The sequence below is a fragment of the Streptomyces sp. RLB3-17 genome (assembly GCF_007113425.2).
GTDB classification, from domain to species: Bacteria; Actinomycetota; Actinomycetes; order Streptomycetales; family Streptomycetaceae; genus Streptomyces; species Streptomyces mirabilis_D.
This window is the reverse complement of record NZ_CP041610.2, coordinates 3,344,540-3,369,260: the sequence shown is the minus strand read 5'-3', so window position 1 is coordinate 3,369,260 and position 24,721 is coordinate 3,344,540. Positions and strand designations below refer to the sequence as shown.

The window sequence follows — 24,721 nt, the reverse complement described above, 5'->3', positions numbered from 1 at the left end:
AGTCCGACCCGTCGTACGGTGACGCCATGACGCCGTCCGTCCCGGCCCCGGCCGCCACCACCCCGTCCGCGGCCGGCCCCGCCGACCTCCTCATCACCGGATGCACCGCGCTCGTGCACGACGAGCACGAGGAGATCGCGTTCGTCGAGGACGCCTCGATCGTCGTACGGGGTGGGGTCATCGAGGCGGTCACGCGCGAGGCGCGCCTTCCGGACGCGGCCCTGCGCATCGACGCGCGAGGCCAGGTGGCGATGCCCGGCCTGATCAACTGCCATACGCACACCCCGATGGTCGCCCTGCGCGGGATCGCCGAGGACCTGCCCGCCGAGGAGTGGTTCAACGACTTCATCTGGCCCATCGAGTCCAACCTCACGCAGAAAGACGTGGAGTTGGGGGCGAGGCTCGCCTGCGCCGAGATGATCCGCGGGGGCGTCACCTGCTTCGCCGACCACTACTTCTCGATGGACGCGGTCGCCGCCGTCGTGAGCGAGAGCGGGCTGCGTGCGCACCTCGGCGAGGCCTTCTTCTCCTCGCAGGGCGCCGAAGGCCGCCAGAAGTCGCTGGACTTCGCGCTGCGACAGCGCGGTGCCGCAGGCGGCCGTATCACCACCGCCCTCGCCCCGCACGCCCCGTACACCGTGGACGACGCCGATCTCGCCGCGACCGCCGCCCTCGCCCGCGAGCACGGCCTTCCCGTGCACCTGCACGCGGCCGAGAGCCGCGGCCAGACCGACACCAGCCTGGTCCGGTACGGCCGGACGCCCATCGAGATCCTCCAGCGCGCCGGGCTCCTCGACAACGAACCCGGTCTGCTCATCGCGCACGGCACCGGCGTCGTCGACCGCGACCTGCCGGTGCTGGCGGCCGCGAGCGGACCCGTGGCCGTCGCGACCGCACCCCGCGGCTATCTCAAGTTCGCCTGGGGCCCGACCCCGGTACGGGCCCTGCGCGAGATCGGCGTCCCCGTCGGACTCGCCACGGACGGAGCCGCGTCGAACAACTCCCTGGACGTGTGGGAGTCGATGGCGCTCACCTCACTCGTGCAGAAGTCCACCGAGGGCGACCCACGATGGCTGACGTCCCGTCAAGCCCTGCACCACGCGACCCTCCAGAGCGCGCGGGCCGTCGGCCTGGGCGAGCGGATCGGCAGCCTCGCGCCGGGGCGGCGGGCCGACATCGTCCTCGTCGACCTCAGCGGCCCGCACACCCAGCCCGTGCACGATCTCGCCGCCACCCTCGTCCACAGCGCCCGCTCCGGTGACGTGACGACGACGATCGTCGACGGACGTGTCCTGATGCGCGACCGTGAGCTGCTGACACTCGATCTGCCCGCCACCGTCGCGGAGTTGGGGGAGCGGCTGCCCGCGCTCGTCGACCGGGGCCACGGGAGGCGCATTCAGGAGTACGACACCTGATCCACGCTGCCTAGGCTGGAGGGCATGGACCCCGCAGAAGGCCTCATCGACCACCCGTACGCCGTCTACGACCGCCTGCGCGACACCGCTCCCGTACACCGCGTCGCCGGTACCGACGGCAACCCCGCCTGGCTCGTCACCCGCTACGAGGACGTCCGCGAGGCGCTCGCGAACCCGCTGCTCTCGATGGACAAGAAGCACGCGCTGCCAGGTAGTTACCAGGGGCTGTCGCTGCCGCCCGCCCTCGACGCCAACCTCCTGAACATGGAGGCGCCCGACCACACCCGCATCCGGCGCCTGGTGGTCCGCGCCTTCACAGCGCGCCGCATCGAGCAACTGCGCACACCTGTACGGGAAACCGCCGACCGGCTCCTCGACGCGCTCGGACCGCACGGCAGCGTCGACCTGATGACCGCGTACGCCGCGCCCCTGCCCATCACCGTCATTTGCGACCTGCTGGGCATTCCGGGGGAGCACCGCCGGGACTTCCGGGCCTGGACCGACGTGCTCGTCGCGCCGGACCCGACGCGCCCCGGGGCCGCCAAGGAGGCGGTCGCGGCCATGCTCGGGTTCCTCACCCAACTCCTCGCGGACAAACGGAAGAAGCCGGCGGACGACCTGCTCTCCGACCTGATCGCGGTGCGCGACGAGGGCGACCGGCTCAGCGAGGACGAGCTGATGTCGCTCGCCTTCCTCATCCTCTTCGCGGGCTACGAGAACACCGTGCAGCTCATCGGCAACGCCATCCTGGGACTGCTCACCCACCCCGACCAGCTGGCCGCCCTGCGCGCGAACCCGGAGCGATTTCCGAACGCGGTCGAGGAGTTCGCGCGCCACGAAGGGCCCGCGCTGCTCGCCATCCGGCGCTTCCCGGTGGAGGACGTGACGATCGGCGCGGTCACCGTGCCCGCGGGTGAGACCGTCCTGCTGTCCCTGGCCGCGGCCAACCGGGACCCGGCCCGCTTCCCCGACCCCGAGCGCCTCGACCTCGGCCGGGACGCCTCCGGCCATCTCGCCCTCGGCCGTGGCATCCACTACTGCGTGGGCGCGCCGCTGGCCCGCCTGGAGACGGAGATCGCCGTCTCCGCACTCCTGGAACGCCTTCCGGACCTCGCGCTCGACACCGACCCCGCCGAGCTGCGCTGGCGGCCCTCCCTGCGCGCCCGCGGCCTGCTCGCGCTTCCGGTGACGTACTGAATCCAGAAATCTTCCGCTCCGCCGATGAGTTCCGCTCCCGCGCCCGGTCACCACTGCGAAGGCATCGTCTCGTAGGAGGGGCACATGACGCTTCCGAAGATCGTCTCGAGCGAGGAGTGGCGCGCCGCGCGCGAGGAACTGCTGGTCAAGGAGAAGGCGGCGACCCGCGCGCGCGACGCGCTCAACGCGGAGCGGCGCGGGCTGCCGATGGTCGAGATCGACAAGGAGTACGTGTTCGAGGGCGGTGACGGCAAGGCGGCCCTGCTCGACCTCTTCGAGGGGCGCCACCAACTCGTCGTCTACCACTTCATGTTCGCGCCGGAGTGGGACGCGGGCTGCCGCAGCTGCTCGGCCTTCCTCGACCAGATCGGCCACCTCGCCCATCTGCGGGCCCGGGGCACGGAGTTCGCCGCCGTGTCCCGGGCGCCGTACACGAAGATCCTGCCCTTCAAGGCCCGTATGGGCTGGACGGTCCCCTGGTACTCGTCGTACGACAGCGACTTCAACTACGACTTCAGGGTGTCCGTCGAGGTCGACGACGAGCCCTGTGAGCGGCCGGGCGTGAGCTGCTTCCTGCGGGACCGCGACCGGGTCTTCCACACCTACTCGACGTACGAGCGCGGCCTCGACGGGCTCGGCTCGACGACGACCCTGCTGGATCTCACGGCACTCGGCAGGCAGGAGGAGTGGGAGATGCCCCGGGGACGCGCCTCGGCACTGGGGGCGCCGGCGGGCAGCGAGCGGATCCGGTACCACGACGAGTACGAGGAATGACAGGAAAGTGCGAGAAGGGAAAACTCACGAAATGAAACGCGCACAGGCCGAGAGTTCCCTCACAGCAGAGCGGTGAACGAGTGTTGACTATGTCTCAGTACCGTCACTGACCGAGCCCTTCACCCCGCCTTTGGCGTTTAACTCTATGAGTACGCGTCATGAGTACGGCGCTACATGGAGGTGCAGGGTGAACGGGCGAATGGTGCTGGAGCGCTTTCCCGCCGGTGGGCCGCGCGGTTCGTGGCCCGCCGAGGAGTTCGCACAGGCGTGCCGTCTTCAGGGACAGGCCGCCGAGGTCGTCATGGACCTCGCCTCGGACGCGTTCCTGGTGATCGTGCGCGCCGGGGAACTCGTCGAGTGAGGCCGGCCGAGGTCAGCCCACCTTCGGAGCGGGCACTTTCGGAGCGGGCGCTTTCGTGGGCGCTTTCGTAGGAATCTTCGTCGGCACCTTCGCCGTGAACTGCTCGGCCTGCAAGGAGTACAGCTCGGCGTAGACACCGCCCTTCGCCAGCAGTTCGTCCGGACTGCCGGACTCCACCAGGCGACCCTGTTCGAGGACATGCACCAGATCGGCGTGGCGGACCGAGGCCAGCCGGTGGGTGATGAGGACAACCGTCTGGCCACTGCCCGCCAGGGCCCTGATCTTGTCGAAGACCTCCAGCTCGGCCCGGGCGTCGAGCGCCGCGGTCGGCTCGTCCACGATCAGGATGCGACCACGGCGGTACGCGGCCCGTGCGATGCCCAGCCGCTGCCACTGCCCGCCCGACAGCTCGTGCCCACCGCTGAACCCGCGGGCGAGCAGCGTGTCCAGGCCGCGCGGCAGGTCCGCGACCACGTCCTCGGCCCCGGCCTCCGTCACCGACGAGGTGACACGCTCGTCCGTCAGTGGCGCCGAGGCGCGGCCGACCGCCACGTTGACGCGGGCCGTGAACGGCCAGCGTTTGAAGTCCTGCGCCACCATCGCGATACGTTCGGCGAGTTGCTGCCGGTCCGCGGTCGCCGCGTCGACGCCGTCCCACAGGATCCGGCCCCGCTCGGGCGTGTACAGGCCCGCGAGCAGCTTCACCAGGGTCGTCTTGCCCGAGCCGTTCTCACCGACGAGCGCCACGATCTTGCCGAGCGGCAGACGCAGGGTGACGTCCGCGAGCGCCGGCCGGGTCGCGGCGCCCGGATAGGTGAACGTGACGTTCTCGAAGCGGATCTCGCTCGGATCGTCGGGGAGCGGCTCGCCGCCCACCGGGATCGCGCGCTCGGCCGCCTCCACGTACAGGCGCTGCAGATCGCCCACGAACAGGGCCTCCTCATGGAGGGAGTTGACCTCCAGGACGAGCGTGTCGAGGCTCGCGGAGCCGGTACGGATCGCGATCACGGCCGTACCGGCGACGGAGAGTGCCATCGCACCGGCGAGCAGCAGTCCGCCGAGCGTCGCGTACGTCGCCACGGTGGCGATGCCCGTCCAGCCCGCCGCGACCAGGCCGGTGCGGGCGGAGAGACGGGCCAGGCGGGCCTGCTCCGCCTCGGCGGTCTCCGACATCGAGCGGAAGTGACGCAGCAGGAACGGGCCGACGCCGTGCACGCGGATCTCCGGGGCCGCGGCGGGCTCGGTGAGCAGACTGCTGATCAGGTGCCCGGCACGGGCGTGCTGCACCCAGGTGTGGAAGGACTCGTAGCGGCGCCGGGCGATCGTCAGGGAACTCCAGGCACTCGGCAGGGTCATCGTCACGAGCAGCGGCAGCAGGGCGGGATGCAGCACGGTCAGCACGCCCGCGGCCGCGATGAGCGAGATCATCGCGTTCACCACGCGGGTGGCGATCGCGATCATGCGGCGGGCCGAGGAGGCACCGTACTGCGCGGTGTCCAGCAGCTTGTGGAAGGCGTCGTCCTCGATCGCGGACAGTTCGACGGCCGCAGCCCGCTCCAGGTACAGCTCGGTGGCGACGCGTTCCACCTTGGGTTCCAGGCGCCCGGTGGCATACGTCGAGGCCGCCCGCAGCAGCGCGCCGAGCAGCATGACGGCGGCGACCGTGATCAGCGCCGGGACCGCGCCGTGCAGCCGGTTCCCGACGGAGCCGCTCGTCATCAGCCGGCCCAACACGATGTTGACGGCCAGCAGGCTCACCGCCTGCGCCGCGCCCCGGGCCAGTTCGGCGGACACCACGATCCGGGCGGCGCGCCGGTCCGCGGTCCAGGCGAGCCGGAAACTGGACGCGAGCAGGGACGGCAGCCGCGTCACCATCGCGCGGAAGTTCAACTCGAGGAACGCTTCGGAGTGCTGCGACCAGCCCATGTCGTAGCGCAGGGGGCCGCCGAAGAGCAGGTGTTCGGAGGCGGACGGCGCCGGCTTGTCGTCGTCGCGTTTCTTCTTGCGCGCTTTCCCTGTGGATTTTCCCACCATCGGCCTCCCCGGGAACGGATGAACGGTGCCCTCCCCAGGAACGCGGCACTCCACTCGTGGTGATGACGGAGTGCGGATGGCGACCGGCGCACTTCGGACACACTCGCCAGCCCCCTGACGGGAGGATCACGCGCTGATCGGACGCGACCAGACGGGTGTCGTACCGGTGACGCGGCACAGGGCCAGATAGAGGGGGATCGGCGGGGTGTACGGCAGGGTGCCGGCCGGCTTGTGGATGAGGCCGGGGGCGTGCGGGGTGTCCGGTACGACCGCCCCGGCGGCGTAATGCGCGGGCGCGGGCCAGTCCAGGGCCACATCGGACTCGGAGGGCACGAGCCACCACCAGTGCGCCCCGTCGGCGTACACACAGCCCACCCGGGGCAGTCGCATCATCAGCAGCGGTCCGAACCGGGCGGGCACCGCGACCGCGTCGCAGCCCAGCGGTACCGTCATGCCCTCGGGCACGGGGAGACGTCGCAGCGCCCCGGACACCGTCTGCTCGCGCTTCAGGCGGACCAGCGTGTCCAGGCTCAGGACCTGAGCACCGGGTCCTGTCGCCGACGTACTCCTCACAGCCTTCCCCGATCCCGGCTTCGCACGATCGGGGGGATCCCCATGGTCCGCTTACCCCAGGAGGATTCCCTCCGCCAGGATGCCTCCGCCCGCCAGGAGGCTTCCGTCGTCGGGGACGCTTCCGTTCCCCAGGACCCTTCCCTGGCCGAGGGTGCTTCCGTTCCCCAGGACCCTTCCCTGGCCGAGGGTGCTTCCGTTCCCCAGGACCCTTCCGTCCCGGTGCCCCGGCCGTCGGCCGGGGGCTTCCTCGCGCCCCATCCGAGGTCGGAGCGGGCCGCCGCGGCACCCGTGGCGTCGGCCGCCGGGGAGCGCGGGAGATCCGCCCACACCAGAAGCCCTGGCGCGGTGTCCTGGGCGCCCCAGGACCGGCACACGGCCGCGACGAGCAGCAGCCCCCTGCCGTGTTCCTCCTCGGGACGCTGCGGCGAGGGGTGCGGCTCATCAGGAGCGCATCCCTCGTCACGTACGGCTATCCGCACCAGGTCGTCCCTGTCGTGCAGCTCGCACACCACGCGCGCGCTCGCGCTGTGCACGATGGCGTTGGTGACCAGCTCGGAGACGACCAGGACCGCCGTGTCACAGGTGTCGTCGGACACGGCCCAGCCGGAGAGCCGGGCGCGCGTCAGATGCCGGGCCTGAGCCACGGAACCCGGGTGTGCGGCCAGCTCGAAGCGGAACCGGCGCGCGGCGGCGCCGCCGGGGCGCACCCCTGCGGCGGCACGCAGACCGGAGCGGTCCTCGGCGGCGTCTGTTCCTAAGGGCGCGGACGGAATCACGCTTGCCACTATCTCCCCGCCGTGAACACTTGGCAAGTGTCACTCTGAAAATTGCAGAGTGCCGTGTGACTCTGAGAAGGGCCGTGGCACACTGCTGGCAACAGCACGCAGAGCGGCGCCAGTTGGGATCGTCGAAGACGACGAAGAAGAGGCAGAGGACCCCGAACGGCGCCGTCCGGTCTGTCAGGACGCAGTACCTGTTCAGAAACGTTCAGAACGGCGCCCGACCGTTCACCACGGCATCCGACCGTCGGAACGGCGGCTGTTCGGGACTCAGTGGAGGTGGGACGTGAGCGAACCGCGGTCCGCGCCGACGGTCGGCCAGGTCGTCCTCGGCCGACGCCTGTTGGACCTGCGAGAACGCGCGGGTCTCAAGCGTGAGGAGGCGGCGCGCATCCTGCGTGTCGCGCCCGCCACGGTCCGCCGGATGGAGATGGCCGAAGTCGCCCTCAAAATCCCGTACCTGCAGCTCCTGCTGAAGTCGTACGGGGTGTCGGACGAGGAGGCCGAGGCCTTCGTCCAACTGGCCGAGGAGGCCAACCGGCCCGGCTGGTGGCAGCGCTTCCACGACATCCTGCCGGGCTGGTTCTCGATGTACGTCAGCCTGGAGGGCGCGGCCACCCTCATCCGTTCGTACGAACCCCATTTCGTGCCCGGAATCCTGCAGACCGAGGAGTACGCCCGCGGGGTCCTGAAGTCGGGCGCCATCGGCCAGACCAGGCCCGAGGACATCGAGCGCCATGTGGCGCTGCGCATGCAACGCCAGAATCTGCTCACTCGTGAAGGCGCACCCCGGATCTGGGCCGTGATGGACGAGACGGCCCTGCGCCGGCCCGTCGGCGGCCCCGAGGTGATGCGCGCCCAGATCGACAAGCTGATCGAGGCCACGAAGCTGCCCAACGTGACGCTCCAGGTCGTCCCGTTCTCCACGGGGCCGCACCCCGGCACGTACGGGCCCTTCGTGCTCTTTCGCTTTGCCATGCCGGAACTCCCGGACATGGTCTACAGCGAGTACCTGACCGGCGCCGTCTATCTGGACGAGCGTTCCGAGGTGGCGACCCACCTCGAGGTCATGGACCGCATGGCGGCTCAGGCCGCCACGGCACATCGCACGAAGGAGATCCTCCGGGATTTCCGCAAGGAGTTGTGAATGGACAACATCAAGCAGCGGATACGCAATGAGCGGATCTGCAATGAGCCGATCTACAACGGGATGCCCGCCCGTGAACTGGGAAGCGAGGGCTGGCACAAGCCGTGGAGCGGCGGAAACGGTGGCAACTGCCTGGAGGCGATGAAGCTCGCGGACGGGCGTATCGCCGTCCGTCAGTCGGCGGACCCGGACGGGCCCGCGCTGATCTACACACCCGGCGAGATGACCGCGTTCATCCAAGGCGCCAAGGAAGGGGTGGCCGACTTCCTTCTTTCCTGAACTCTCTTGACATTGGTGCTGAATAAATTGGTGCTGAATTGATTATTTGCAGCGATGGAAGACCGAGACTGAGACCGAGACCGTAGGACCACGACAACGCCGTGGGGCCACGACAACACCGTAGGACCACGACAGCAAACTTCGCTCTACCTGGCGGGGCGTCGGCCAAGGGGTGCTCAAGGACCCGGCGGCAGCGCCCCGCACAACGCCTCCAACGCCGCCCCGTACGCATGCTCCGAGGGCGTCGCGTAACCCACCACCAGCCCGTCCGGCGCGGACATCGTCGCCTCCGGATGCCGGAACCCGGCAAGTCCGTCGAGCGCGACACCCTGCCAGGTCGCGGCCTTGACGGCCGACCGCTCGGTCCCGGGCGGCAACCGCAGCACCGCGTGCAGCCCGGCCGCGATCCCCGTCACCTCGATGTGCGGCGCCCGCTCCGCGAGGGCCGCGACGAGCCGGTCACGCCGCCCGCGGTACCGCTGCCGCATCCGGCGGACATGACGGTCGTACGACCCGGAGGCGAGGAAGTCCGCGAGCGTCAGCTGCTCCAGGACGCTCGCCCACGCCTCCCGTTCGCCTTTGACTGCGAGGACGGCGTCGACGTACCGGCGCGGCAGGACCATCCAGCCGAGCCGCAGCGCGGGCGACAGACTCTTGCTCACCGAGCCGATGTGGACGACCCGTTCGGGGTCCAGTCCCTGCACGGCGCCGACGGGCTTGCGGTCGTAGCGGAACTCGCCGTCGTAGTCGTCCTCCAGAATCACCCCGCCACGCGCGCGTGCCCAGTCGACGACGGCAGCCCGCCGCTCCGGGTGCAGCGGGCCACCGGTCGGGAACTGGTGCGCCGGCGTGAGCAGGACCGCCCGTTCCCGGCCCAACTCGCCCACCTGGGCGCCGTCCTCGTCCAGCGACAGCGGCACGGTCCGAACCGACGCGGCGGCCAGCAGCTCGCGGTGGAAGCCGAGGCCGTACGACTCGACAGCCAGCGGCCCGCGCAACACGCCCGGGAAGAGCAGCCGCAAGGCGTGCGCGAAGCCCGAGCAGATCACGATCCGCCCCGGCTCGGTGCGCACGCCACGCGCGCGTGCCAGGTACTCGGTGAGGGCCTCGCGCAGTTCCACGCGGCCCGCGGGATCGCCGGGTCCGAAGGCCGCGTTGGGCGCCTGCTGGAGCGCCCGCCGGTACGAGGCCAGCCAGGCGGCACGCGGGAACGACGAGGCGTCAGGTGTCCCCTGGCGCAGATCGTGTCGGGGTCCACGCGCGCGTGGAGGTGCCTTCTTCGGTACGCGCTCCGGGGCCCCCAGCGGTTCGGCGCGCTCGGCGACGCGGGTGCCCGACCCCTGGCGGGCGGTCAGCCAGCCCTCGGCGACGAGTTCGGCGTACGCGTCGGCGACGGTGTTGCGGGCCACGCCCAGGTCGGCGGCGAGCGAGCGGTACGGCGGCAGCCGGGTGCCAGGGGCGAGCCTGCCCTCGCGTACGGCCTCGCGCAGCGCCCGGATCAGCGCGGCCCGCCGCCCGCCCGGCCCGGACAGCTCCAGATGCAGGTCGGCGCCGATCCGCTCCGCAGAATTGACCCATGATTCCGCCATGAAAATGCACCCTACAGCCGGTCTTTCAGGTCCGTAGATTCATGGTCATGACGACGAACACGAACACGCCGAACGCGACGAACACGAACACGATGAACACGCCGAACATGAACGCTACGAACGCGAACACGACGAACGCGAGGGACATCATGAACCCGACGACCACCGCTCCCGCTCGCCTCGACTTCGCGAAGTCCGCCCCGAAGGTCTTCCGCTCCCTCGTCGGCTTCGACGCGGCGGCCCGCGACGGGCTCGACCCGGCCCTCGTCGAACTGATCCAGATCCGCGCCTCCCACCTCAACCACTGCGCGTACTGCCTCCACATGCACACCAACGACGCCCGCAAGGCCGGCGAGAGCGAGGACCGTCTGCACATGGTCCCGGTGTGGCGCGAGGCCCGGCACTTCTTCACCGAGAGGGAGCGCGCGGCCCTCGCGCTCACGGAGGCGGTCACGCGCGTCGCCGACGCGGGCGTGCCCGACGACGTCTACGCGGAGGCAGCCGCCCACTTCGACGACCAGGAACTGGCCCACGTCCTGGCCCTCATCCTCACGATCAACACCTGGAACCGGGTCGCGCTGGCCACGGCGAAGGTGGCGGGCACGGACGAACGCCGCTGACCCGCACGGCAACGCGGGCCCGGGGGCTCCCGCACCGACCGACGGGGCCCTACGCGGTCATGGGGCGGTCGTACGGTCCGATCGGCGCCGGCAGCTGCGAGGTCCCGGCCAGCGCGCGGTCCACGGCGGCCGCCACCGCCCGCCCCTCGGCGATCGCCCACACGATGAGCGACTGCCCGCGGGCCGCGTCCCCGGCGACGTACACCTTGGGAACGTTGGTCGCGAAGTCGGTGTCGCGGGTGATCGTGCCGCGCGCGTCGAGGACCAGGCCGAGCTGGTCGATCAGCCCGTCGTGCCGGTCGGGCCCCGAGAAGCCGAGGGCGAGCAGCACGAGGTCGGCGGGAAGGGTCCGCCCGGAGCCGGGGACCGGGCGGCGCCGCTCGTCGACCTCGACCAGGTGCAGGGAGCGCACATGCCCGTCCGCGTCGCCGGTGAAGTGGAGCGTGGACGCCGCGAAGAGGCGCGCGTCAGCGTCCGCGGCGGGCGCCGTCTCCAGGTCGCGGGCCTCCTCGTGCGCGGCCGACAGCCGGTAGATCTTCGGGTAGGTCGGCCACGGCTCGACGTCCTCGTCGCGCTCGGACTCCGGCTGCGGATAGATGTCGAGCTGGGTCACGGACGCGGCGCCCTCGCGCACGGCGGTCCCCAGACAGTCGGCACCCGTGTCACCGCCGCCGACGATGACGACGTGTTTCCCGGCCGCGGACAAGGGCGAGACCTCCAGATCCCCCTCGCACACCCGGTCGGCCAACGGCAGATACTCCATCGCCTGATGGATGCCGGCCAACTCCCGCCCCGGAACGTCCAGTTCGCGCCAGGCCGTGGCACCCACCGCGAGCACGACGGCGTCGTAGCGCGCCCGCAGCTCGGCCGCCCCGAGGTCCCGCCCGATCGCCGTGGACGTCCGGAACTTCGTGCCCTCCGCCCGCATCTGCTCCAGCCGCCGGTCCAGATGCCGCTTCTCCATCTTGAACGCGGGGATCCCGTACCGCAGCAGTCCACCGATCCGGTCGGCCCGCTCGTACACGGCGACGGTGTGCCCTGCCCGGGTCAGCTGCTGCGCCGCGGCGAGCCCGGCGGGCCCCGACCCGATCACCGCGACCGTACGGCCCGAGAGCCGGTCCGGTGGACGCGGCGGCGTGAAACCGTCCGCCCAGGCGCGGTCGGCGATGGCGACCTCGACGTTCTTGATGGTCACCGCGGGCTGGTTGATCGCGAGCACACAGCCCGCCTCGCAGGGCGCGGGGCACAGCCGGCCGGTGAACTCGGGAAAGTTGTTCGTCGCGTGCAACCGGTCGCTCGCCGCCCGCCAGTCCTCGCGCGAGACGAGGTCGTTCCACTCGGGAATCAGATTGCCCAGCGGGCAGGCGTCGTGGCAGAACGGGATGCCGCAGTCCATACAGCGGTCGGCCTGCCTGCTGATGATCGGCAGCAGCGCACCGGGGACGTACACCTCGTTCCAGTCCCGCACCCGTTCCTCGACGGGCCGACGGGGATACTCCTCGCGCGGAGTGGTCATGAATCCCTTGGGATCGGCCATGGCCGTCTCCCTCATGTACGCGTACCGGTACGGGGCCGCGCGACCATCGAACGCCTTCGACCCACGGCCCTGAGCGGCACTCCTTTCCCGCCACGATACGTCGCCTCCGAGTACCCTGCCGCTCAGCTGCGGGCCCCGTTCCCGGGTGCCGCCGGCCTCAGGTGAGGGCCAGCGTGTACGAGACCGCCGCGGCGGCCGACGCGACCGCGCGGATGTGGTTCCACATCGTCCACTCGCGCACATACGAACGCCAGTACACGGCGGCCTCCGGCGTACCCGGGGCCAGCTTCAGCAGCGCGTCGTTGCGCGGGACATTCGCGACGACCGTCACCCCGAACGTCCCGAACAGATACAGCGCGCTGCCCAGCAACAGCTCCACCGTCCCCTCGTCGGGCAGCAGCACGAAGGTGACCACGGCGAGCACGGCACACAGCCCCGCCGACCCGACGAACACGAGCATGAACGCCGGGCGCACCGCGGCCACGTTGATCGCGTTCATCGCCGCCACGCCCTGCGCGGGCGGCAACTCGGCGAGCCCCCGCATCACGAACGTCGAGAACCCGCAGAACACCCCGGCCACCAGCCCGCAGCCGAGCACCCCCAGCACGGTCAGCACGAAATACGGTCCATCGATCATGACAACCCCCGCGTAGCTCCCCGAAGCCGAATTCCAAGATCCTGAGATTCCGAGATCCTGCACGGCACCCACCGTCACCACAAGTGAAATCCCTTACTGTCACGGTGACCATGGCCGAGGGACGCGGAGGCATGCGCGAACGTCCAGAACGGGTGGCACGTCTTCGCCGCGTGGCGCGCCTTCGCGGGTGGCACGTCTTCGCCGGATGGCACGCCGTCGCCGGGTGCACGCCGTCACGCGCGTGCCGCGAGCTCGTCCTGCCACCCCTCGAGCCGCGCCTCCACCGCGGCCGCGATCCGCCGGCGCGCCTCGTGCCGCGGCACGCCACTCATCAGCAACTGGTCGTACGGAGTGTCCATGTGCCGTACGGCGGCACGGACCGCAGCCGTCACCGCGGCCTCCGACAGCGCACGGCCCGCGGCACTGCGCCCCACCCGCCCGCTCCCGCGCACCGAGGCGTGCGCGGCGATCGCGTGCGCCCGGTCGGCGGGACAGCCGGGAAAAAGACCGCGTATCTCCCGTGCGAACGCCTCCGTGAACCGCAGGTCCTCCGCCTCCCGCCGCCGCGCGTCCCGCGCCCGGCGCCGCCGTCGCGCCTCCGCGTCCGCCAGGCACCGCTCCTCGGCCCGGGCGAGCGCCGCCTCCTCGACGAGGACGCCCTGCCGCTCGTACCGGCTCCGCCGCCGGTTGTAGCGCACCACCACCGCCGACAGCGCGCTGCCCTCCCGCGACCGGCGCGTCAGCGCGGTGTCGCCCCGCGGCAGGAACACCAGGTGTCCCAGATCCGCGCAGTCCAGACAGCGTGACTCCCCCTCCTCCAGCACCAGCAGCGCCAACGGTCCACTCCGGCACTCGACACAGCGGCGCTGCTTCAGCGGCTGGATGACGAGAAGTCCGCCACGGGGCGGGGGAGTTGCGATCGGTGCCATAGGTCGTTCATTCCCCTGTCCGGGGCGGCTCCCCACGCGAGGCCGCCCCCTTCTCCGTACCACCTTCTCCTCGCCTCCCGCGTCCTCCTCGAGCCCCGCCTTGTTCTCGGCCTCGTCCCTTGATCGACGCGGCCCCTCCGGCCCGCGGCCCCTTTCCCGGCGCGGCCCCTCCAGCCCACGGCCCCTTCCACGATGCGCCTCCCCCTGGCCACGGCCCCTTCCACGATGCGCCTCCCCCTGGCCACGGCCCTCCTCTTCGGTGCGACGCGTCCCGGCCACATCCGCCCGCCTCGACGTGTCCCTCCCCGGTCGTGGCCCACGCCCGGGGCCGCGCGCAGCCTCCGTCCGCTCGCGCTGTCCGCCCTCGCCGCTCGTCGCGCCCACGAGAGCGAGGCGTGATCGCGGCATCATGGGCCTGTGCGACTCGAAGCGATCACCTGGGAACGGCTCGGCGACCTCCTCGCCGAGCGCCTGCTGGACCTGAAACCGGACGACGGCAGTCCGTGGCCGCGGATCGCGTTCGACGGAGCCCCCGCCGCCCACCCCGGTGACCTCGCCCAGCGCGTCAGTGAGGCGCTGCGCATACGCGGCCGGTCCTCGCTCGTCGTCGGCACGGAGGGCTTCCTGCGCCCCGCGTCACTCCGGCTCGAATACGGTCACGAGGACGCCGAGGCGTACTACAACGGCTGGGTCGACACCGGCGCCCTGTGGCGCGAGGTCTTCGGCCCGCTCGACCCCGGCGGCGACGGCCGCGTCCTGCCCGACCTCTGGGACCCGGTCACCGACCGCGCCACCCGCAGCCCCTATGTCCAGCTCCCGCCCGGCGGGGTGCTGTTGCTCCACGGCCCCTTCCTGCTTCGGCACTGGTTCCCGTTCGACCTGAGCGTCCACGTCCTCCTCTCCCCGGGCGCCCTTCGTCGCCGTACTCCGGAACCCGAGCACTGGACCCTGCCTGCCTTCGAGCGCTACGAGACGGAAGTGGACCCGGGCGCCACGGCCGACGTCCTGGTCCGCGCCGACGATCCGCGCCACCCCGCCTGGAACGGCTGAGCGGCGGCCACGAAGGCGCATCCCGGACTTCCGGGTGCGCGTGCCTGGGGACACGGCGAGAATGTAGGGCGCCGGGACTAGCGGTGTGTTCCGCGCCGCGCCGGCCGTCCGGCACCGGGAGGTACTTCATGACCACCGCCGGAGACATCATGCACCGTGGTGCCCAGTGGATCCCCGCTCACGAGACCCTGGACCGCGCAGCCCAGCTGATGCGTGAGCTCAACGTGGGCGCGCTGCCCATCAGTGACGAGAACGAACGGCTCTGCGGCATCCTCACCGACCGCGACATCGTCGTCGGTTGTGTCGCCATGGGCCACGACCCGGCCCAGGTCACCGCAGGCGAGATGGCCCAGGGCACCCCGCGCTGGATCGAGTCGGGCGCCGACGTCGGCGAGGTGCTCCAGGAGATGAAGGGGCACCAGATCCGCCGGCTTCCCGTGATCGAGAACAAACGACTCGTCGGCATGATCAGCGAGGCCGACCTGGCCCAGCATCTGACGGACGAACAGCTTGCCGCGTGGGTCGAGAGCGTCTACGCGAGGAGCGCGATGCGCTGACCGCGCGGACTCTCCCGACCGGGAGGGTCATGAGCGCGCACTCCCGCCCGGCCGGCCGTGCCGGGCGAGGGGCGGCTCACCACTCTCACAGCCAGCCGTTGCGCCGGAACCCCCGGTACAGGACGAGGCAGGCGAGGGTGATCACGCCGATGACTATCGGGTAACCGAACCGCCAGTGCAGTTCCGGCATGTGGTCGAAGTTCATGCCGTAGAGCCCGCAGACCATCGTCGGTACGGCGATGACCGCCGCCCATGCCGTGATCTTCCGCATGTCCTCGTTCTGCGCCACCGTCACCTGCGCGAGGTGCGCCTGCAGGATCGAGTTGAGCAGTTCGTCGAAGGCGGCGATCTGCTCGGTGACCCGCAGCAGATGGTCGGAGACGTCCCGGAAGTACGCCTGTATCTCCGGGGCGATCACCCGTATCGGCCGGGTGGCGAGCTCCTGGACGGGGCGGGCGAGTGGCACCACCGCCCGCTTCAGTTCCAGGAGTTCGCGCTTGAGCTGGTAGATGCGGCCCGCGTCCGCCCGCGCGCCGTTCTCGGCGAACACATCGGCCTCGACCTGGTCGATGTCCTCCTGGACCGAGTCCGTGACATGCACGTAGTCGTCGACCACATGGTCGGCGATCGCGTGCAGCACCGCGGCCGGGCCCTTGGCGAGTTGACGGGTGTCCGCCTCCAGCTCCTCGCGCAGCGGCCCCAGCGACCCGTGCCGTCCGTGCCGCACGGTGATGACGAAGTCGGACCCGACGAAGACCATGATCTCGCCGGTGTTCACCACCTCACTGGTCGCCGTCAGCTCCTGGTGCTCGACGTAGCAGACCGTTTTGAACACCGCGAAGAGCGTGTCGCCGTACCGCTCCAGCTTCGGCCGCTGATGGGCCTCCACCGCGTCCTCGACGGCCAGTGGGTGCAGGTCGAAGAGGTCGGCTATGCCGGCGAACTCCTGGTCCGTGGGCTCGTGCAGTCCGAGCCAGACGAAACCCTCGTCGCTCTTGCGGATCCGCTCCACGGTCTCGACGAGATCGCGTCCGCCCGGGACCCTGGCGCCGTCCTGATACGCCACGCAGTTCACCACCGCCGTGCCCAGCGGGGACCGGGCGTGGTGACTCAGGTCGACACGGGTACGCCGCCGGGCCAGCCGCGCCACCTTGCGGAGCCCACCGACCTTGCCGAGGCTCGTGACCTTCCGCAGATTCCCTGCCATGGACATCCGGAACTCCTTGCGTGGATCTCCCCGCGCCGCACTTCGCGCCCTGGCGTGCAAGTCTGCCAGTCCCCTTCGCTCGCCGGGAAAGCCTGTGGGAACGGAATATTCCACTTCGTTTCAGTGGTGCCGGGCGGCATCGGACCAGGCCGGCAGCGTTGCTGTTCGAGCGTCAGAGGCGGGCGGTGCCCGCGGTGACGCACGGGAGGGGAGAACGGGAGCGTCGGCGATTCCGGACAAGCGGGTCAACTGGGATGATCGCCGTATGACGCAAACCGACGGCTATCTCCTCGACAACCGGCAGACCGAGGCGGGGCAGCGCTTCGACGCCTTCGCCACTCTCTTCGACCCCACCACCTTCCGGCACATGGAGCGCTTCGGCATCGGTTCCGGCTGGCGCTGCTGGGAGGTCGGCGCGGGTGGCACGTCCGTGGTGTCCTGGCTCGCCAAGAAGGTCGGCCCGACCGGGCGGGTCGTCGCGACCGACATCGACACGTCGTGGGCGGCCTCCGCGGCCCGCCCGCCGGTCGAGATCCGGGTGCACGACGTGGGCGCCGAGGAACCGCCGGGGGAGGGCTTCGACCTCGTGCACGCACGGCTCGTGCTGGTCCATGTGCCGGACCGGGAGCGGGCGTTGCGGTCGATGGTCAAGGCACTGCGGCCCGGCGGGCGGCTTCTCATCGAGGACGCCGATCCCGCGCTGCAACCGCTGCTCTGCCCCGATGAGCACGGCCCCGAGCAACAGCTCGCGAACCGGCTGAGGCACGGTTTCCGCAAGCTGCTCGCCGAGCGCGGCGCCGACCTTTCCTACGGCCGCAAACTCCCTCGCCTGCTGCGGGAAGCGGGACTGCGCGAGGTGGAGGCCGACGCGTACTTCCCCGTCACCTCGACCGCCTGCGTGGACCTCGAGTCCGCGACGGTCCGTCAGATCCGCGACCAGCTCGTCACGGCGGGAATCGCCACCGACGAGGACATCGACCGTCACCTGGCCAACGTGGCCTCCGGCTCCATGGACCTGGCGACCGCACCGATGATCTCGGCCTGGGGACGCAAGTAGCGCCACTACCGGACCCGCGCCCCCTCGGGCCTGCCCCCGACCCGCTCCACCGCCATCGCCCCCGCCCTGCACCCCTCCACCGCCGCCGCCTCGGGCTCGGCGCCCGCGAGAAGGGCGGCGAGGAACGCTCCGGTGAAGGCGTCGCCGGCGCCCGTGGTGTCGCGAGGGTCCGCGGGCACCGCGGGGACGTGGGCCCGTACGGCGCCCGAGCGGGCCACCAGGGCCCCGTCGGGACCCTGCTTCGCGACGACCAGGGGGACGTGGCGGCTCAACTTGGCCGCCGCGTCCACCGGATCGGGCAGTCCCGTCAGCAGGAACGCCTCGTCGCGACTGGGCAGCAGCAGGTCGACGCCCTCGGCGAGCGCGAGAAATCGGTCCGCGCCCAGTTCCGTGAGGAACCCCGCCGACGCGGGGTCCAGGCTGACCGGGATCCCACGCGCGCGTGCCGACTCCAGAGCCACCGACACCAGCGCCCGGCTCGGTTCGGAGAAGAACAGATAGCCCGACAGATGCAGCCGCGCGACACCGTCGAGCAGGGCGGGCGACCAGTCGTCGGGGTCGAGCCGCAGGGAGGCCCCGCTGTCGGTGAGGAACGTCCGCTCGGCCGAGGCACCCTGGTCCACCAGGCAGATCACCGTCCCCGTCGGCGCCTGCGGATCGACGACGAGGAGGGGGCGTACGCCGCAGGCCACCAGCTCGCGCTCGTGCCAAGCGGCGGCATCCGCCCCCACCCGGCCCAGCAGCCGCACCTCCGCGCGGCCCCAACGCGCGGCCCAGCAAGCGACGTTGGCGCCGGCCCCGCCCGGCAGGGTCCGGATCGCGGCGGCCGTGTCGGTGCCCGCCGCGAGCGGCCCATGGTGCCGGGCGACGATGTCCGTGACCACGTCACCGACGACGAGCAACGCCCCCGTCGCCGGGCCCACGTCCCGCCCGGCACCGCCCCGGGCCGCCCGGTTCGCGCCCGGGCCCGGACCGCCGTCGCGATCCGTCCCGTTCACGCCCCGGCCCAGGCCGCCGCGATCCGTCCCGCGAGTCGTACGTTGCCGCGCACCGCCGCCAGATTGGCGCTCAGCGAGGCGCCGTCGGTGTGCCGCACCAGATGGTCGAGCAGGAACGGCGTCACGGCCTGCCCGCTCACGCCCTCCGCCTCGCACGCCCGCAACGCCTCGGTGAGCACGCGCGCGTGGAGCGCGGGATCGAGCTGCTCCTCCTCGGGGACCGGGTTCGCCACGATGAGCGCCGACTCCGGGCCGCCCAGCGCGTCCTGCGCGCGCATGACGTCCGCCACCTGCCCGGGGGAGTCCAGCGTCCAGTCCACGGGATGTCCCGAGTCGGACAGATAGAAGCCCGGGAAGCGGCCGGTACCGTACCCGGCCACCGCGACGCCCAGTGTCTCCAGGCGCTGCAGCGTCGCCGGCACGTCCAGGATCGACTTGACGCCCGCGCACACCACCGTGATCCGGGTCCGCGCCAGCAGGCCCAGGTCCGCCGACTCGTCCTGCGTCACCGTCCATTCCCGGTGCACCCCGCCGAGGCCGCCCGTCGCGAACACGCGGACGCCCGCGAGAGCGGCCAGCAGCGCCGTCGCGGACACGGTCGTCGCGCCGCTCGCGCCCGCCGCCACCGCGAGCGGCAGATCGCGGTGCCCCAGCTTGCGGATCCCGTCCTCGTTGGCGACCCGCTCCAGCTGCTCCTTGTCCAGTCCGACATGGGGCCGCCCGTCCAGCACGGCGATCGTCGCCGGTACGGCGCCCTCCCGTCGTACGACGTCCTCCAGCTCCAGCGCGACCTGCAGATTGCGCGGGCGGGGCAGTCCGTGCGCGATGATCGTCGACTCCAGGGCCACCACCGGCCGGCGCGCGTCGAGCGCCTCCCGCACCTCTTCGGACACCACGATCACGTGCCTGCCTCCTGTCTGTCGCCTTTCCTCATCTCTGGCGGGCGGCGCGCCCGGTCAAACCCTTGCGACCTGCGGCGTACGACACCAGCCTGGGGGCATGACGGACAACTCGGCACGTCTTGACCATGTCGTCCTGTGGGTGCGCGATCCGGTCGCCTCGGCCGACTTCTACGAGAAGTCGGTCGGCCTGGAACCCGTGAGGGTCGCCGAATACGCGGAGGGCAAGGCGCCGTTTCCCTCCGTGCGCCTCAATGGAGAGACCATTTTCGACCTCATGGCCCTCCCCATGGCCGCGTACATGAACATGATCCCGGGCGCCGCTGACAGCGCGGGGCACCCGGTCAACCACGTATGCCTGTCTCTCCAGGAGGCCGATTTCGACGCGCTGCGCACACGTCTGGAGGAACGGTCCGTTCCCCTCTCGGGCTTCTCGTACGACTCCTTCGGCGCCCGTGGCATGGCCAAGCGCAGCTTCTACTTCCAGGACCCGGACGGAAACGTGTTCGAGGCACGCCACTACGACTAGGTTCCGGGCCTTCGGACCACCCTCCGCGTGAGGTTTTCCCGCATGCCCTTAAGGTGACCGCTCATGACCACGAACACGCAGGCCACCCCGTCCTTCGCCGTGCACATCCCCGACGCCGAGCTGGAACCGGAGCCCCTGGACCCGGCTCAGGTCGTCTCCGGTGATCCGGTGGTGAGCGGCAAGGTGCTGTGGGAGTCGGCCGACGGCAAGCAACTGCGCGGCATCTGGCAGATCACGCCCGGCGTGGTGACGGACACCGAGGCCGACGAACTCTTCGTCGTCGTCAGTGGCCGTGCCACGATCGAGGTCGAGGGCGGTGACGTGATCGAGGTGGGCCCGGGCGACGCGGCCGTGCTGCGCGAGGGCGACCGTACGACGTGGACCGTGCACGAGACGCTCCGCAAGGCGTACCACATCAGCCTCTGAAGCAGCCTCTGAGCCCCTTCGGCGCTCACCGGCGGCTTCGGCCTCGGCGCCGCGTGAACAGCGCCAGCCCGCCCAGCGGCACCAGCAGGCACGCGGCGAGGAGGTTCAGCCACCCGTAGCTCGCCTGTGCGACGACGAGACCGGCGGTCGCCCCACCGAGGCCGGCCGCCGTGTTCATGGTCAGGTCGGACACCCCCTGGGCGGCGGCCCGCGCGGCCTGGGGCACCGAGTCCGTCAGGAGCGCCGAGCCGGACACGAGCCCGGACGACCAGCCAAGGCCCAGGACGAAGAGCCCCGCGGCGATCTGTCCGTGACTGCCGCCCGCCGTGCCCGCGAGGAGCGCCGCGCAGGCCAGCAGGCCCACGGCGAGCCCGATTCCCGAGAGCCGTCCGAGCCGGTCCGAGAGCCGCCCCATGAGGGGCGAGAACGCGTACATGCCCGCGATGTGGCCACTGATCACCAGCCCGATCAGATCGATGCTCGCCCCGTGGTGTCCGAGGTCGACAGGGGTCATCGACATGATCGAGACCATCGCGGTGTGCGAGACGGCCACGGTCACGAGCGCCAGCCTGGCCCGCGGCGAGGCGGCGACCGCGGCGAAACCGGCGCGGATGGAACGCGCCTGAGCCGACTGCTCCTCGACGGGTGCCAGCGCCCGGGCGGTCAGCAGGGGATCGGGCCGCAGCAGCACGGCCACAAGCAGCGCGGACAGGAGGAAGACCCCGGCCGCCCAGAGGAACGGCCCCGCCGCCTCGGGTATCCCGAGCCCGGAGACGCTGCGTCCGGCGGGCGCGGCGATGTTGGGCCCCAGCACCGCTCCGATCGTGGTCGCCCACACCACGTTCGAGATGGCCCGGGCACGCCGCTGCGGCTCGGCCAGATCGGCGGCCGCGAACCGCGCCTGGAGGTTCGCCGACGAGGCCGCGCCGAAGCCCGCCATGCCGAGCAGCAGCAGCGGAAAGCTCCCCATACACGCGGCGACCACGACGACGCCCGCTCCCGACGCCCCGATGAGGTAGGCCAGCACCAGACCCGGGCGGCGCCCCCGCGCGGTCATCAGCGCGGCCAGCGGCACGGAGAGCACCGCCGTGCCGGTGACCGTCGCGGTGGGTGCGAGCCCGGAGAGCGACTCGGTGCCACTGACCTGCTTGGCCAGCACGGTGGCGAGCGCGATGCCGGTGGCGACGCCGAGCCCGCCGAGGATCTGACCGGCGATGAGTACGGCGGTGATGCGGCGCCGCAGCGCCGGTATCTCCTCGGCGTCCACGGGCGCGGCGAGCTGCCGCTCGACGGAGGTCACGGCGAACACTCGGACGCGCTGGAATCGGCTCGGGTCACCGGCGCAGTTTCCAGCCCGCGCCCCACATGAACAAGGGTTGTCGCGAGCCATGAGCGCCGCCGGCCGCCGGCCGCGCCCGTCAGAACAACGGCTCCGGCAGTACCCCTTCCAGCGCCAGCAGCCTCCGCTTGGTCTCCAGGCCGCCCCCGAACCCCCCGATGCCGCCGTCGCTCTCCACCACCCGGTGGCACGGCACGACGACCGGCAGCGGGTTCGAGCCCATGGCCACGCCCACGGCCTGTGCCGCGCCCGGCTGGCCGACCCGCCGGGCCAGATCGCCATAGCCCACGACCCCGCCGTACGGAACTCCCGCGGCAAGCTCGCGCAGCACCTGACGGTTGAACCCGGAGATCAGCGACCAGTCCAGCGGCAGCTCGAAGTCCCGCCGCTCGCCCGCGAAGTACGCCGTGACCTGGCGTATCGACTCGGCAAGGAGCGGTGACCCGGGTGCCTCGACCGGCTGGGTGCCCAGACGCGCGGCGAGCCGCTCGAGCGCCTTGTCGCGCACCGCGTCCGTGGCGTGGAAGACCACGTTCACCAGGCCGTCCGGTGTCGCCGCCAGCAGCAGCGGACCGATGTCCGTGCCGACGACGGCCCACACCACCCGCTGTTCGTCCTGCCCATCGCTGTTCATGCGATCCACCGTACGATCCGCCACTGACAATGCCCGCGGCACGGACGCCGCACGGCGTCCGTGCCGCGGGCGAGAGACCCGCCGACAGCCGATCAGGTCTGTTGCAGAGCGCTCCGGATCACGTCGGGCTTGTTCGTGATCACGCCGTCCACGCCGTAGCCCGCCAGGCGCCGTGCGGTGTTCGCGTCGTCGATGGTCCAGGTGAAGACCTCCATCGGCCGGTTGTGCGGTCCGACGAACGAGTGGACCGCGGAGACATAGCCGGCCGAGAGGGAGGCGTGGTCCGGGTTGATCAGATCGGCGAACCGCGCGTACTCGTGCAGGCGCGCGACCGACGGCTGGCCCAGGAAGGCCGTGGTGATCCCGGGACGCAGTTCGTGGACCGTCCGCACGCTGTGCTCGCTGAAACTCTGGACGACCAGCCGGTTCCTGAGATGGTCCGGATCCAGCCAGCCTTCGTTGCTCAGGACCTTGAGGGTCTGCCGCTCGATACCCGGATAGAGCTCGGGGTTCTTGATCTCCAGCACGAGCTTCTGGTGATTGTGCGAGACGCGGTGCATGTACTGCTTCAGTGTCGGCACACGGGTGCCCGCGTACCGGGGACCGAACCAGCTCCCCGCGTCCAGGCGCGCGACCTCAGCCGCGGTGAAGTCCTTGACCTTCCAGGGAGCCCGGTGCGGATAGACCTTCTTGACGTCGGTCGTACGCGCCAGGCTTGCGTCGTGGAGCACGACGAGCTCGCCGTCCTTGGTGCGCTGGACGTCGTTCTCGACCCAGCCGAAGCCCATCGCGGCCGCCTTGTCGATGGAGGCGAGGGTGTTCTCGGGCGCGTAGGCGGACGCTCCGCGGTGCGAGACGACCAACGGAGCTCTGCGCAGGGAGCCGGCCTGTGCGTGGGAGGTGGGCAGTATCAGGATGGTTCCCCCGATAAACGCGGCGGTCGTGGCGGCGGCAACGCGCGCGTGCATACGTACTCCTCGCGTCGAGCGATCACAGACAGATCAAGAGTGACAGCAGAGAGTCAACGACGGAGGGGTACCGGATGGACACGGATTGAATGGAGTTGACCAAGTCCGCTCACCGGCATCACACAGGTGCGGCGAGGTCGTGATTCTTTGCCGGAAAATCGTTCGACCATTCAGGTGGGAGTCATACTCTCTGCCTCGACCCTGGCCGTGGTTTCGGTCCCGAGGGTGGGGGCATTTCCGGGAATTTCTGGTGTAAAAGGGCGGGAAGGGCAGCCGCGCATGCAGGGCACGGTCGACGGCTTCAGTTACGGACTCGTCACACCGCTGGTGGCGTACCTCATGGCCTGCCTGGGCGGAGCGCTCGGCCTGCGCTGCACCACCAGATCGATGCTCGTCGCCCGCTCCTGGCGGGCCGGCTGGCTCGCGCTCGGCTCGGTGGCGATCGCCTCGGGCATATGGACCATGCATTTCATAGCCATGATGGGGTTCACCGTAAAGGAGACCCCGATCCACTACGACAAGCCGACGACGTTCGCGAGCCTGGGCGTGGCGGTCGTGATGGTCGGCATCGGGATCTTCATCGTGGGTTACCGGGGCGCCACCGGAACCGCGCTCTTCACCGGGGGCACCATCACCGGTCTGGGAGTCGCCTCGATGCACTATCTGGGCATGGCCGGCATGCGCCTCAACGGGAACCTCGAGTACAACACCCTCACCGTCTCCGCCTCGGTGGTCATAGCCGTCGTCGCCGCCACCGCCGCTCTGTGGGCGGCGGGGCAGGTCCGGGGATTCCTCTGGAGCGTGGGCGCCAGCCTCGTCATGGGACTGGCCGTCAGCGGTATGCACTACACGGGCATGGCCGCCCTCAGCGTCCATCTCCACGGCACGACCAACAGTCCCGGCGGCGACTCGGCCGCCGCCCTGCTCGCGCCCATGATGATCGGCCCGCTGGTCTTCCTGTGTCTGGCGGGCGTCGTCGTGATGTTCGACCCGCTGATGGTCATGGGCAAGCCCGACTGGAGGCCCACGGAGCACCGGCCCGGCGTCCCGGCCCACTCCACGGTCCAGTACGTCGGCCGCCGCCCCCTGCCGCGCGCCGGCCGGGAGCGCGGCCATCGCAGCTCACGCGCCCCCCAGAACCGGTGATCCGGGCCCGTTGTCAGTGCGGGGTCGTACGGTGGAACCC

Annotated in this window: 26 protein-coding genes; 13 read left to right on the top strand and 13 right to left on the bottom strand. The window is 71.1% G+C overall.

What is annotated here, in order from left to right; genetic code table 11:
* Nucleotides 1–26 precede the first annotated feature (26 nt).
* From FNV62_RS15680 to FNV62_RS54570, 4 genes are all read left to right on the top strand, one after another.
* Nucleotides 27–1,415, top strand: coding sequence for an amidohydrolase (locus FNV62_RS15680; RefSeq protein WP_144315316.1), 1,389 nt, complete (start codon nucleotides 27–29; stop codon nucleotides 1,413–1,415).
* A 24-nt stretch (nucleotides 1,416–1,439) separates the two neighbouring features.
* The gene (locus tag FNV62_RS15675) at nucleotides 1,440–2,612 is read left to right on the top strand and encodes a cytochrome P450 family protein (RefSeq protein WP_144315315.1); all 1,173 of its coding nucleotides are present in this window, start codon (nucleotides 1,440–1,442) and stop codon (nucleotides 2,610–2,612) included.
* Between the two features lie 84 nt (nucleotides 2,613–2,696).
* Nucleotides 2,697–3,386: a DUF899 domain-containing protein gene (locus FNV62_RS15670; protein WP_054235962.1), complete on the top strand. Its 690-nt coding sequence runs from the start codon at nucleotides 2,697–2,699 to the stop codon at nucleotides 3,384–3,386.
* A gap of 187 nt (nucleotides 3,387–3,573) precedes the next feature.
* Entirely contained in the window at nucleotides 3,574–3,747 is a 174-nt protein-coding gene (locus tag FNV62_RS54570) for a hypothetical protein (RefSeq protein ID WP_095855250.1), read from the top strand.
* A gap of 12 nt (nucleotides 3,748–3,759) precedes the next feature.
* Here FNV62_RS54570 and FNV62_RS15665 read toward each other — a convergent pair whose 3' ends face one another.
* The 3 genes from FNV62_RS15665 to FNV62_RS15655 all read right to left on the bottom strand — a co-directional run bounded on the left by FNV62_RS15665 (nucleotide 3,760) and on the right by FNV62_RS15655 (nucleotide 7,130).
* A complete protein-coding gene (locus FNV62_RS15665; RefSeq protein ID WP_144315314.1) occupies nucleotides 3,760–5,781 on the bottom strand; it encodes an ABC transporter ATP-binding protein in 2,022 nt (673 codons plus the stop codon).
* Nucleotides 5,782–5,907: 126 nt separating this feature from the next.
* A complete protein-coding gene (locus FNV62_RS15660; RefSeq protein ID WP_097284227.1) occupies nucleotides 5,908–6,354 on the bottom strand; it encodes a hypothetical protein in 447 nt (148 codons plus the stop codon).
* Nucleotides 6,351–7,130 carry an ATP-binding protein gene (locus FNV62_RS15655; protein WP_225900264.1) on the bottom strand — a complete coding sequence of 260 codons (780 nt, stop codon included), beginning with the start codon at nucleotides 7,128–7,130 and terminating at the stop codon, nucleotides 6,351–6,353. Before FNV62_RS15655 ends, FNV62_RS15660 begins: the two co-directional genes overlap by 4 nt.
* A gap of 289 nt (nucleotides 7,131–7,419) precedes the next feature.
* Between FNV62_RS15655 and FNV62_RS15650 the strand changes: the two genes are divergently transcribed.
* A complete protein-coding gene (locus tag FNV62_RS15650) occupies nucleotides 7,420–8,280 on the top strand; it encodes a helix-turn-helix domain-containing protein (RefSeq protein WP_060897851.1) in 861 nt (286 codons plus the stop codon).
* The gene (locus tag FNV62_RS15645) at nucleotides 8,281–8,559 is read left to right on the top strand and encodes a DUF397 domain-containing protein (RefSeq protein ID WP_054235958.1); all 279 of its coding nucleotides are present in this window, start codon (nucleotides 8,281–8,283) and stop codon (nucleotides 8,557–8,559) included.
* A gap of 176 nt (nucleotides 8,560–8,735) precedes the next feature.
* On the opposite strand, the gene FNV62_RS15640 is transcribed toward FNV62_RS15645, so the two are convergent.
* Nucleotides 8,736–10,148 carry a PLP-dependent aminotransferase family protein gene (locus tag FNV62_RS15640; protein ID WP_143607796.1) on the bottom strand — a complete coding sequence of 471 codons (1,413 nt, stop codon included), beginning with the start codon at nucleotides 10,146–10,148 and terminating at the stop codon, nucleotides 8,736–8,738.
* Between the two features lie 92 nt (nucleotides 10,149–10,240).
* Here FNV62_RS15640 and FNV62_RS15635 point away from each other — a divergent pair, with 92 nt between their 5' ends.
* Nucleotides 10,241–10,768 carry a carboxymuconolactone decarboxylase family protein gene (locus FNV62_RS15635; protein WP_399223689.1) on the top strand — a complete coding sequence of 176 codons (528 nt, stop codon included), beginning with the start codon at nucleotides 10,241–10,243 and terminating at the stop codon, nucleotides 10,766–10,768.
* 49 nt (nucleotides 10,769–10,817) lie between these two features.
* Here FNV62_RS15635 and FNV62_RS15630 read toward each other — a convergent pair whose 3' ends face one another.
* The 3 genes from FNV62_RS15630 to FNV62_RS15620 all read right to left on the bottom strand — a co-directional run bounded on the left by FNV62_RS15630 (nucleotide 10,818) and on the right by FNV62_RS15620 (nucleotide 13,871).
* Nucleotides 10,818–12,305, bottom strand: a complete 1,488-nt coding sequence (locus FNV62_RS15630; RefSeq protein ID WP_054235955.1) for a glutamate synthase subunit beta — start codon at nucleotides 12,303–12,305, stop codon at nucleotides 10,818–10,820.
* A 157-nt stretch (nucleotides 12,306–12,462) separates the two neighbouring features.
* Nucleotides 12,463–12,942: a DUF1772 domain-containing protein gene (locus tag FNV62_RS15625; RefSeq protein ID WP_143607795.1), complete on the bottom strand. Its 480-nt coding sequence runs from the start codon at nucleotides 12,940–12,942 to the stop codon at nucleotides 12,463–12,465.
* A 233-nt stretch (nucleotides 12,943–13,175) separates the two neighbouring features.
* Nucleotides 13,176–13,871, bottom strand: coding sequence for a DUF2293 domain-containing protein (locus FNV62_RS15620; RefSeq protein ID WP_143613004.1), 696 nt, complete (start codon nucleotides 13,869–13,871; stop codon nucleotides 13,176–13,178).
* Nucleotides 13,872–14,288: 417 nt separating this feature from the next.
* Here FNV62_RS15620 and FNV62_RS15615 point away from each other — a divergent pair, with 417 nt between their 5' ends.
* Both FNV62_RS15615 and FNV62_RS15610 read left to right on the top strand, forming a co-directional pair.
* Complete coding sequence (locus FNV62_RS15615) at nucleotides 14,289–14,921, top strand: uridine kinase (protein WP_143607792.1); 633 nt, start codon at nucleotides 14,289–14,291, stop codon at nucleotides 14,919–14,921.
* A gap of 128 nt (nucleotides 14,922–15,049) precedes the next feature.
* The gene (locus tag FNV62_RS15610) at nucleotides 15,050–15,478 is read left to right on the top strand and encodes a CBS domain-containing protein (protein ID WP_054235951.1); all 429 of its coding nucleotides are present in this window, start codon (nucleotides 15,050–15,052) and stop codon (nucleotides 15,476–15,478) included.
* 85 nt (nucleotides 15,479–15,563) lie between these two features.
* Here FNV62_RS15610 and corA read toward each other — a convergent pair whose 3' ends face one another.
* Nucleotides 15,564–16,691, bottom strand: a complete 1,128-nt coding sequence (corA, locus tag FNV62_RS15605) for a magnesium/cobalt transporter CorA (RefSeq protein ID WP_097284220.1) — start codon at nucleotides 16,689–16,691, stop codon at nucleotides 15,564–15,566.
* A gap of 259 nt (nucleotides 16,692–16,950) precedes the next feature.
* Here corA and FNV62_RS15600 point away from each other — a divergent pair, with 259 nt between their 5' ends.
* Nucleotides 16,951–17,742 carry a methyltransferase domain-containing protein gene (locus FNV62_RS15600; protein ID WP_143607791.1) on the top strand — a complete coding sequence of 264 codons (792 nt, stop codon included), beginning with the start codon at nucleotides 16,951–16,953 and terminating at the stop codon, nucleotides 17,740–17,742.
* 5 nt (nucleotides 17,743–17,747) lie between these two features.
* Here the strand turns inward: FNV62_RS15600 and FNV62_RS15595 are convergent, their stop codons facing one another.
* Complete coding sequence (locus FNV62_RS15595) at nucleotides 17,748–18,665, bottom strand: carbohydrate kinase family protein (protein WP_097288880.1); 918 nt, start codon at nucleotides 18,663–18,665, stop codon at nucleotides 17,748–17,750.
* Nucleotides 18,666–18,736: 71 nt separating this feature from the next.
* Entirely contained in the window at nucleotides 18,737–19,642 is a 906-nt protein-coding gene (locus FNV62_RS15590; protein WP_143607790.1) for a pseudouridine-5'-phosphate glycosidase, read from the bottom strand.
* 97 nt (nucleotides 19,643–19,739) lie between these two features.
* Here FNV62_RS15590 and FNV62_RS15585 point away from each other — a divergent pair, with 97 nt between their 5' ends.
* The gene (locus FNV62_RS15585; protein ID WP_054235947.1) at nucleotides 19,740–20,168 is read left to right on the top strand and encodes a VOC family protein; all 429 of its coding nucleotides are present in this window, start codon (nucleotides 19,740–19,742) and stop codon (nucleotides 20,166–20,168) included.
* Between the two features lie 63 nt (nucleotides 20,169–20,231).
* Complete coding sequence (locus FNV62_RS15580; RefSeq protein WP_054235946.1) at nucleotides 20,232–20,594, top strand: cupin domain-containing protein; 363 nt, start codon at nucleotides 20,232–20,234, stop codon at nucleotides 20,592–20,594.
* A gap of 25 nt (nucleotides 20,595–20,619) precedes the next feature.
* Here the strand turns inward: FNV62_RS15580 and FNV62_RS15575 are convergent, their stop codons facing one another.
* The 3 genes from FNV62_RS15575 to FNV62_RS15565 form a co-directional block, all read right to left on the bottom strand.
* Complete coding sequence (locus FNV62_RS15575) at nucleotides 20,620–21,894, bottom strand: MFS transporter (RefSeq protein WP_054236037.1); 1,275 nt, start codon at nucleotides 21,892–21,894, stop codon at nucleotides 20,620–20,622.
* A 118-nt stretch (nucleotides 21,895–22,012) separates the two neighbouring features.
* On the bottom strand, nucleotides 22,013–22,567 hold the full coding sequence (locus FNV62_RS15570) for a methylated-DNA--[protein]-cysteine S-methyltransferase (RefSeq protein WP_143601317.1): 555 nt from the start codon (nucleotides 22,565–22,567) through the stop codon (nucleotides 22,013–22,015).
* Nucleotides 22,568–22,659: 92 nt separating this feature from the next.
* Nucleotides 22,660–23,535: a glycerophosphodiester phosphodiesterase gene (locus FNV62_RS15565; RefSeq protein WP_143601316.1), complete on the bottom strand. Its 876-nt coding sequence runs from the start codon at nucleotides 23,533–23,535 to the stop codon at nucleotides 22,660–22,662.
* Nucleotides 23,536–23,814: 279 nt separating this feature from the next.
* Here FNV62_RS15565 and FNV62_RS15560 point away from each other — a divergent pair, with 279 nt between their 5' ends.
* Complete coding sequence (locus FNV62_RS15560; RefSeq protein WP_143607788.1) at nucleotides 23,815–24,681, top strand: MHYT domain-containing protein; 867 nt, start codon at nucleotides 23,815–23,817, stop codon at nucleotides 24,679–24,681.
* The last annotated feature ends 40 nt before the right edge of the window (nucleotides 24,682–24,721 follow it).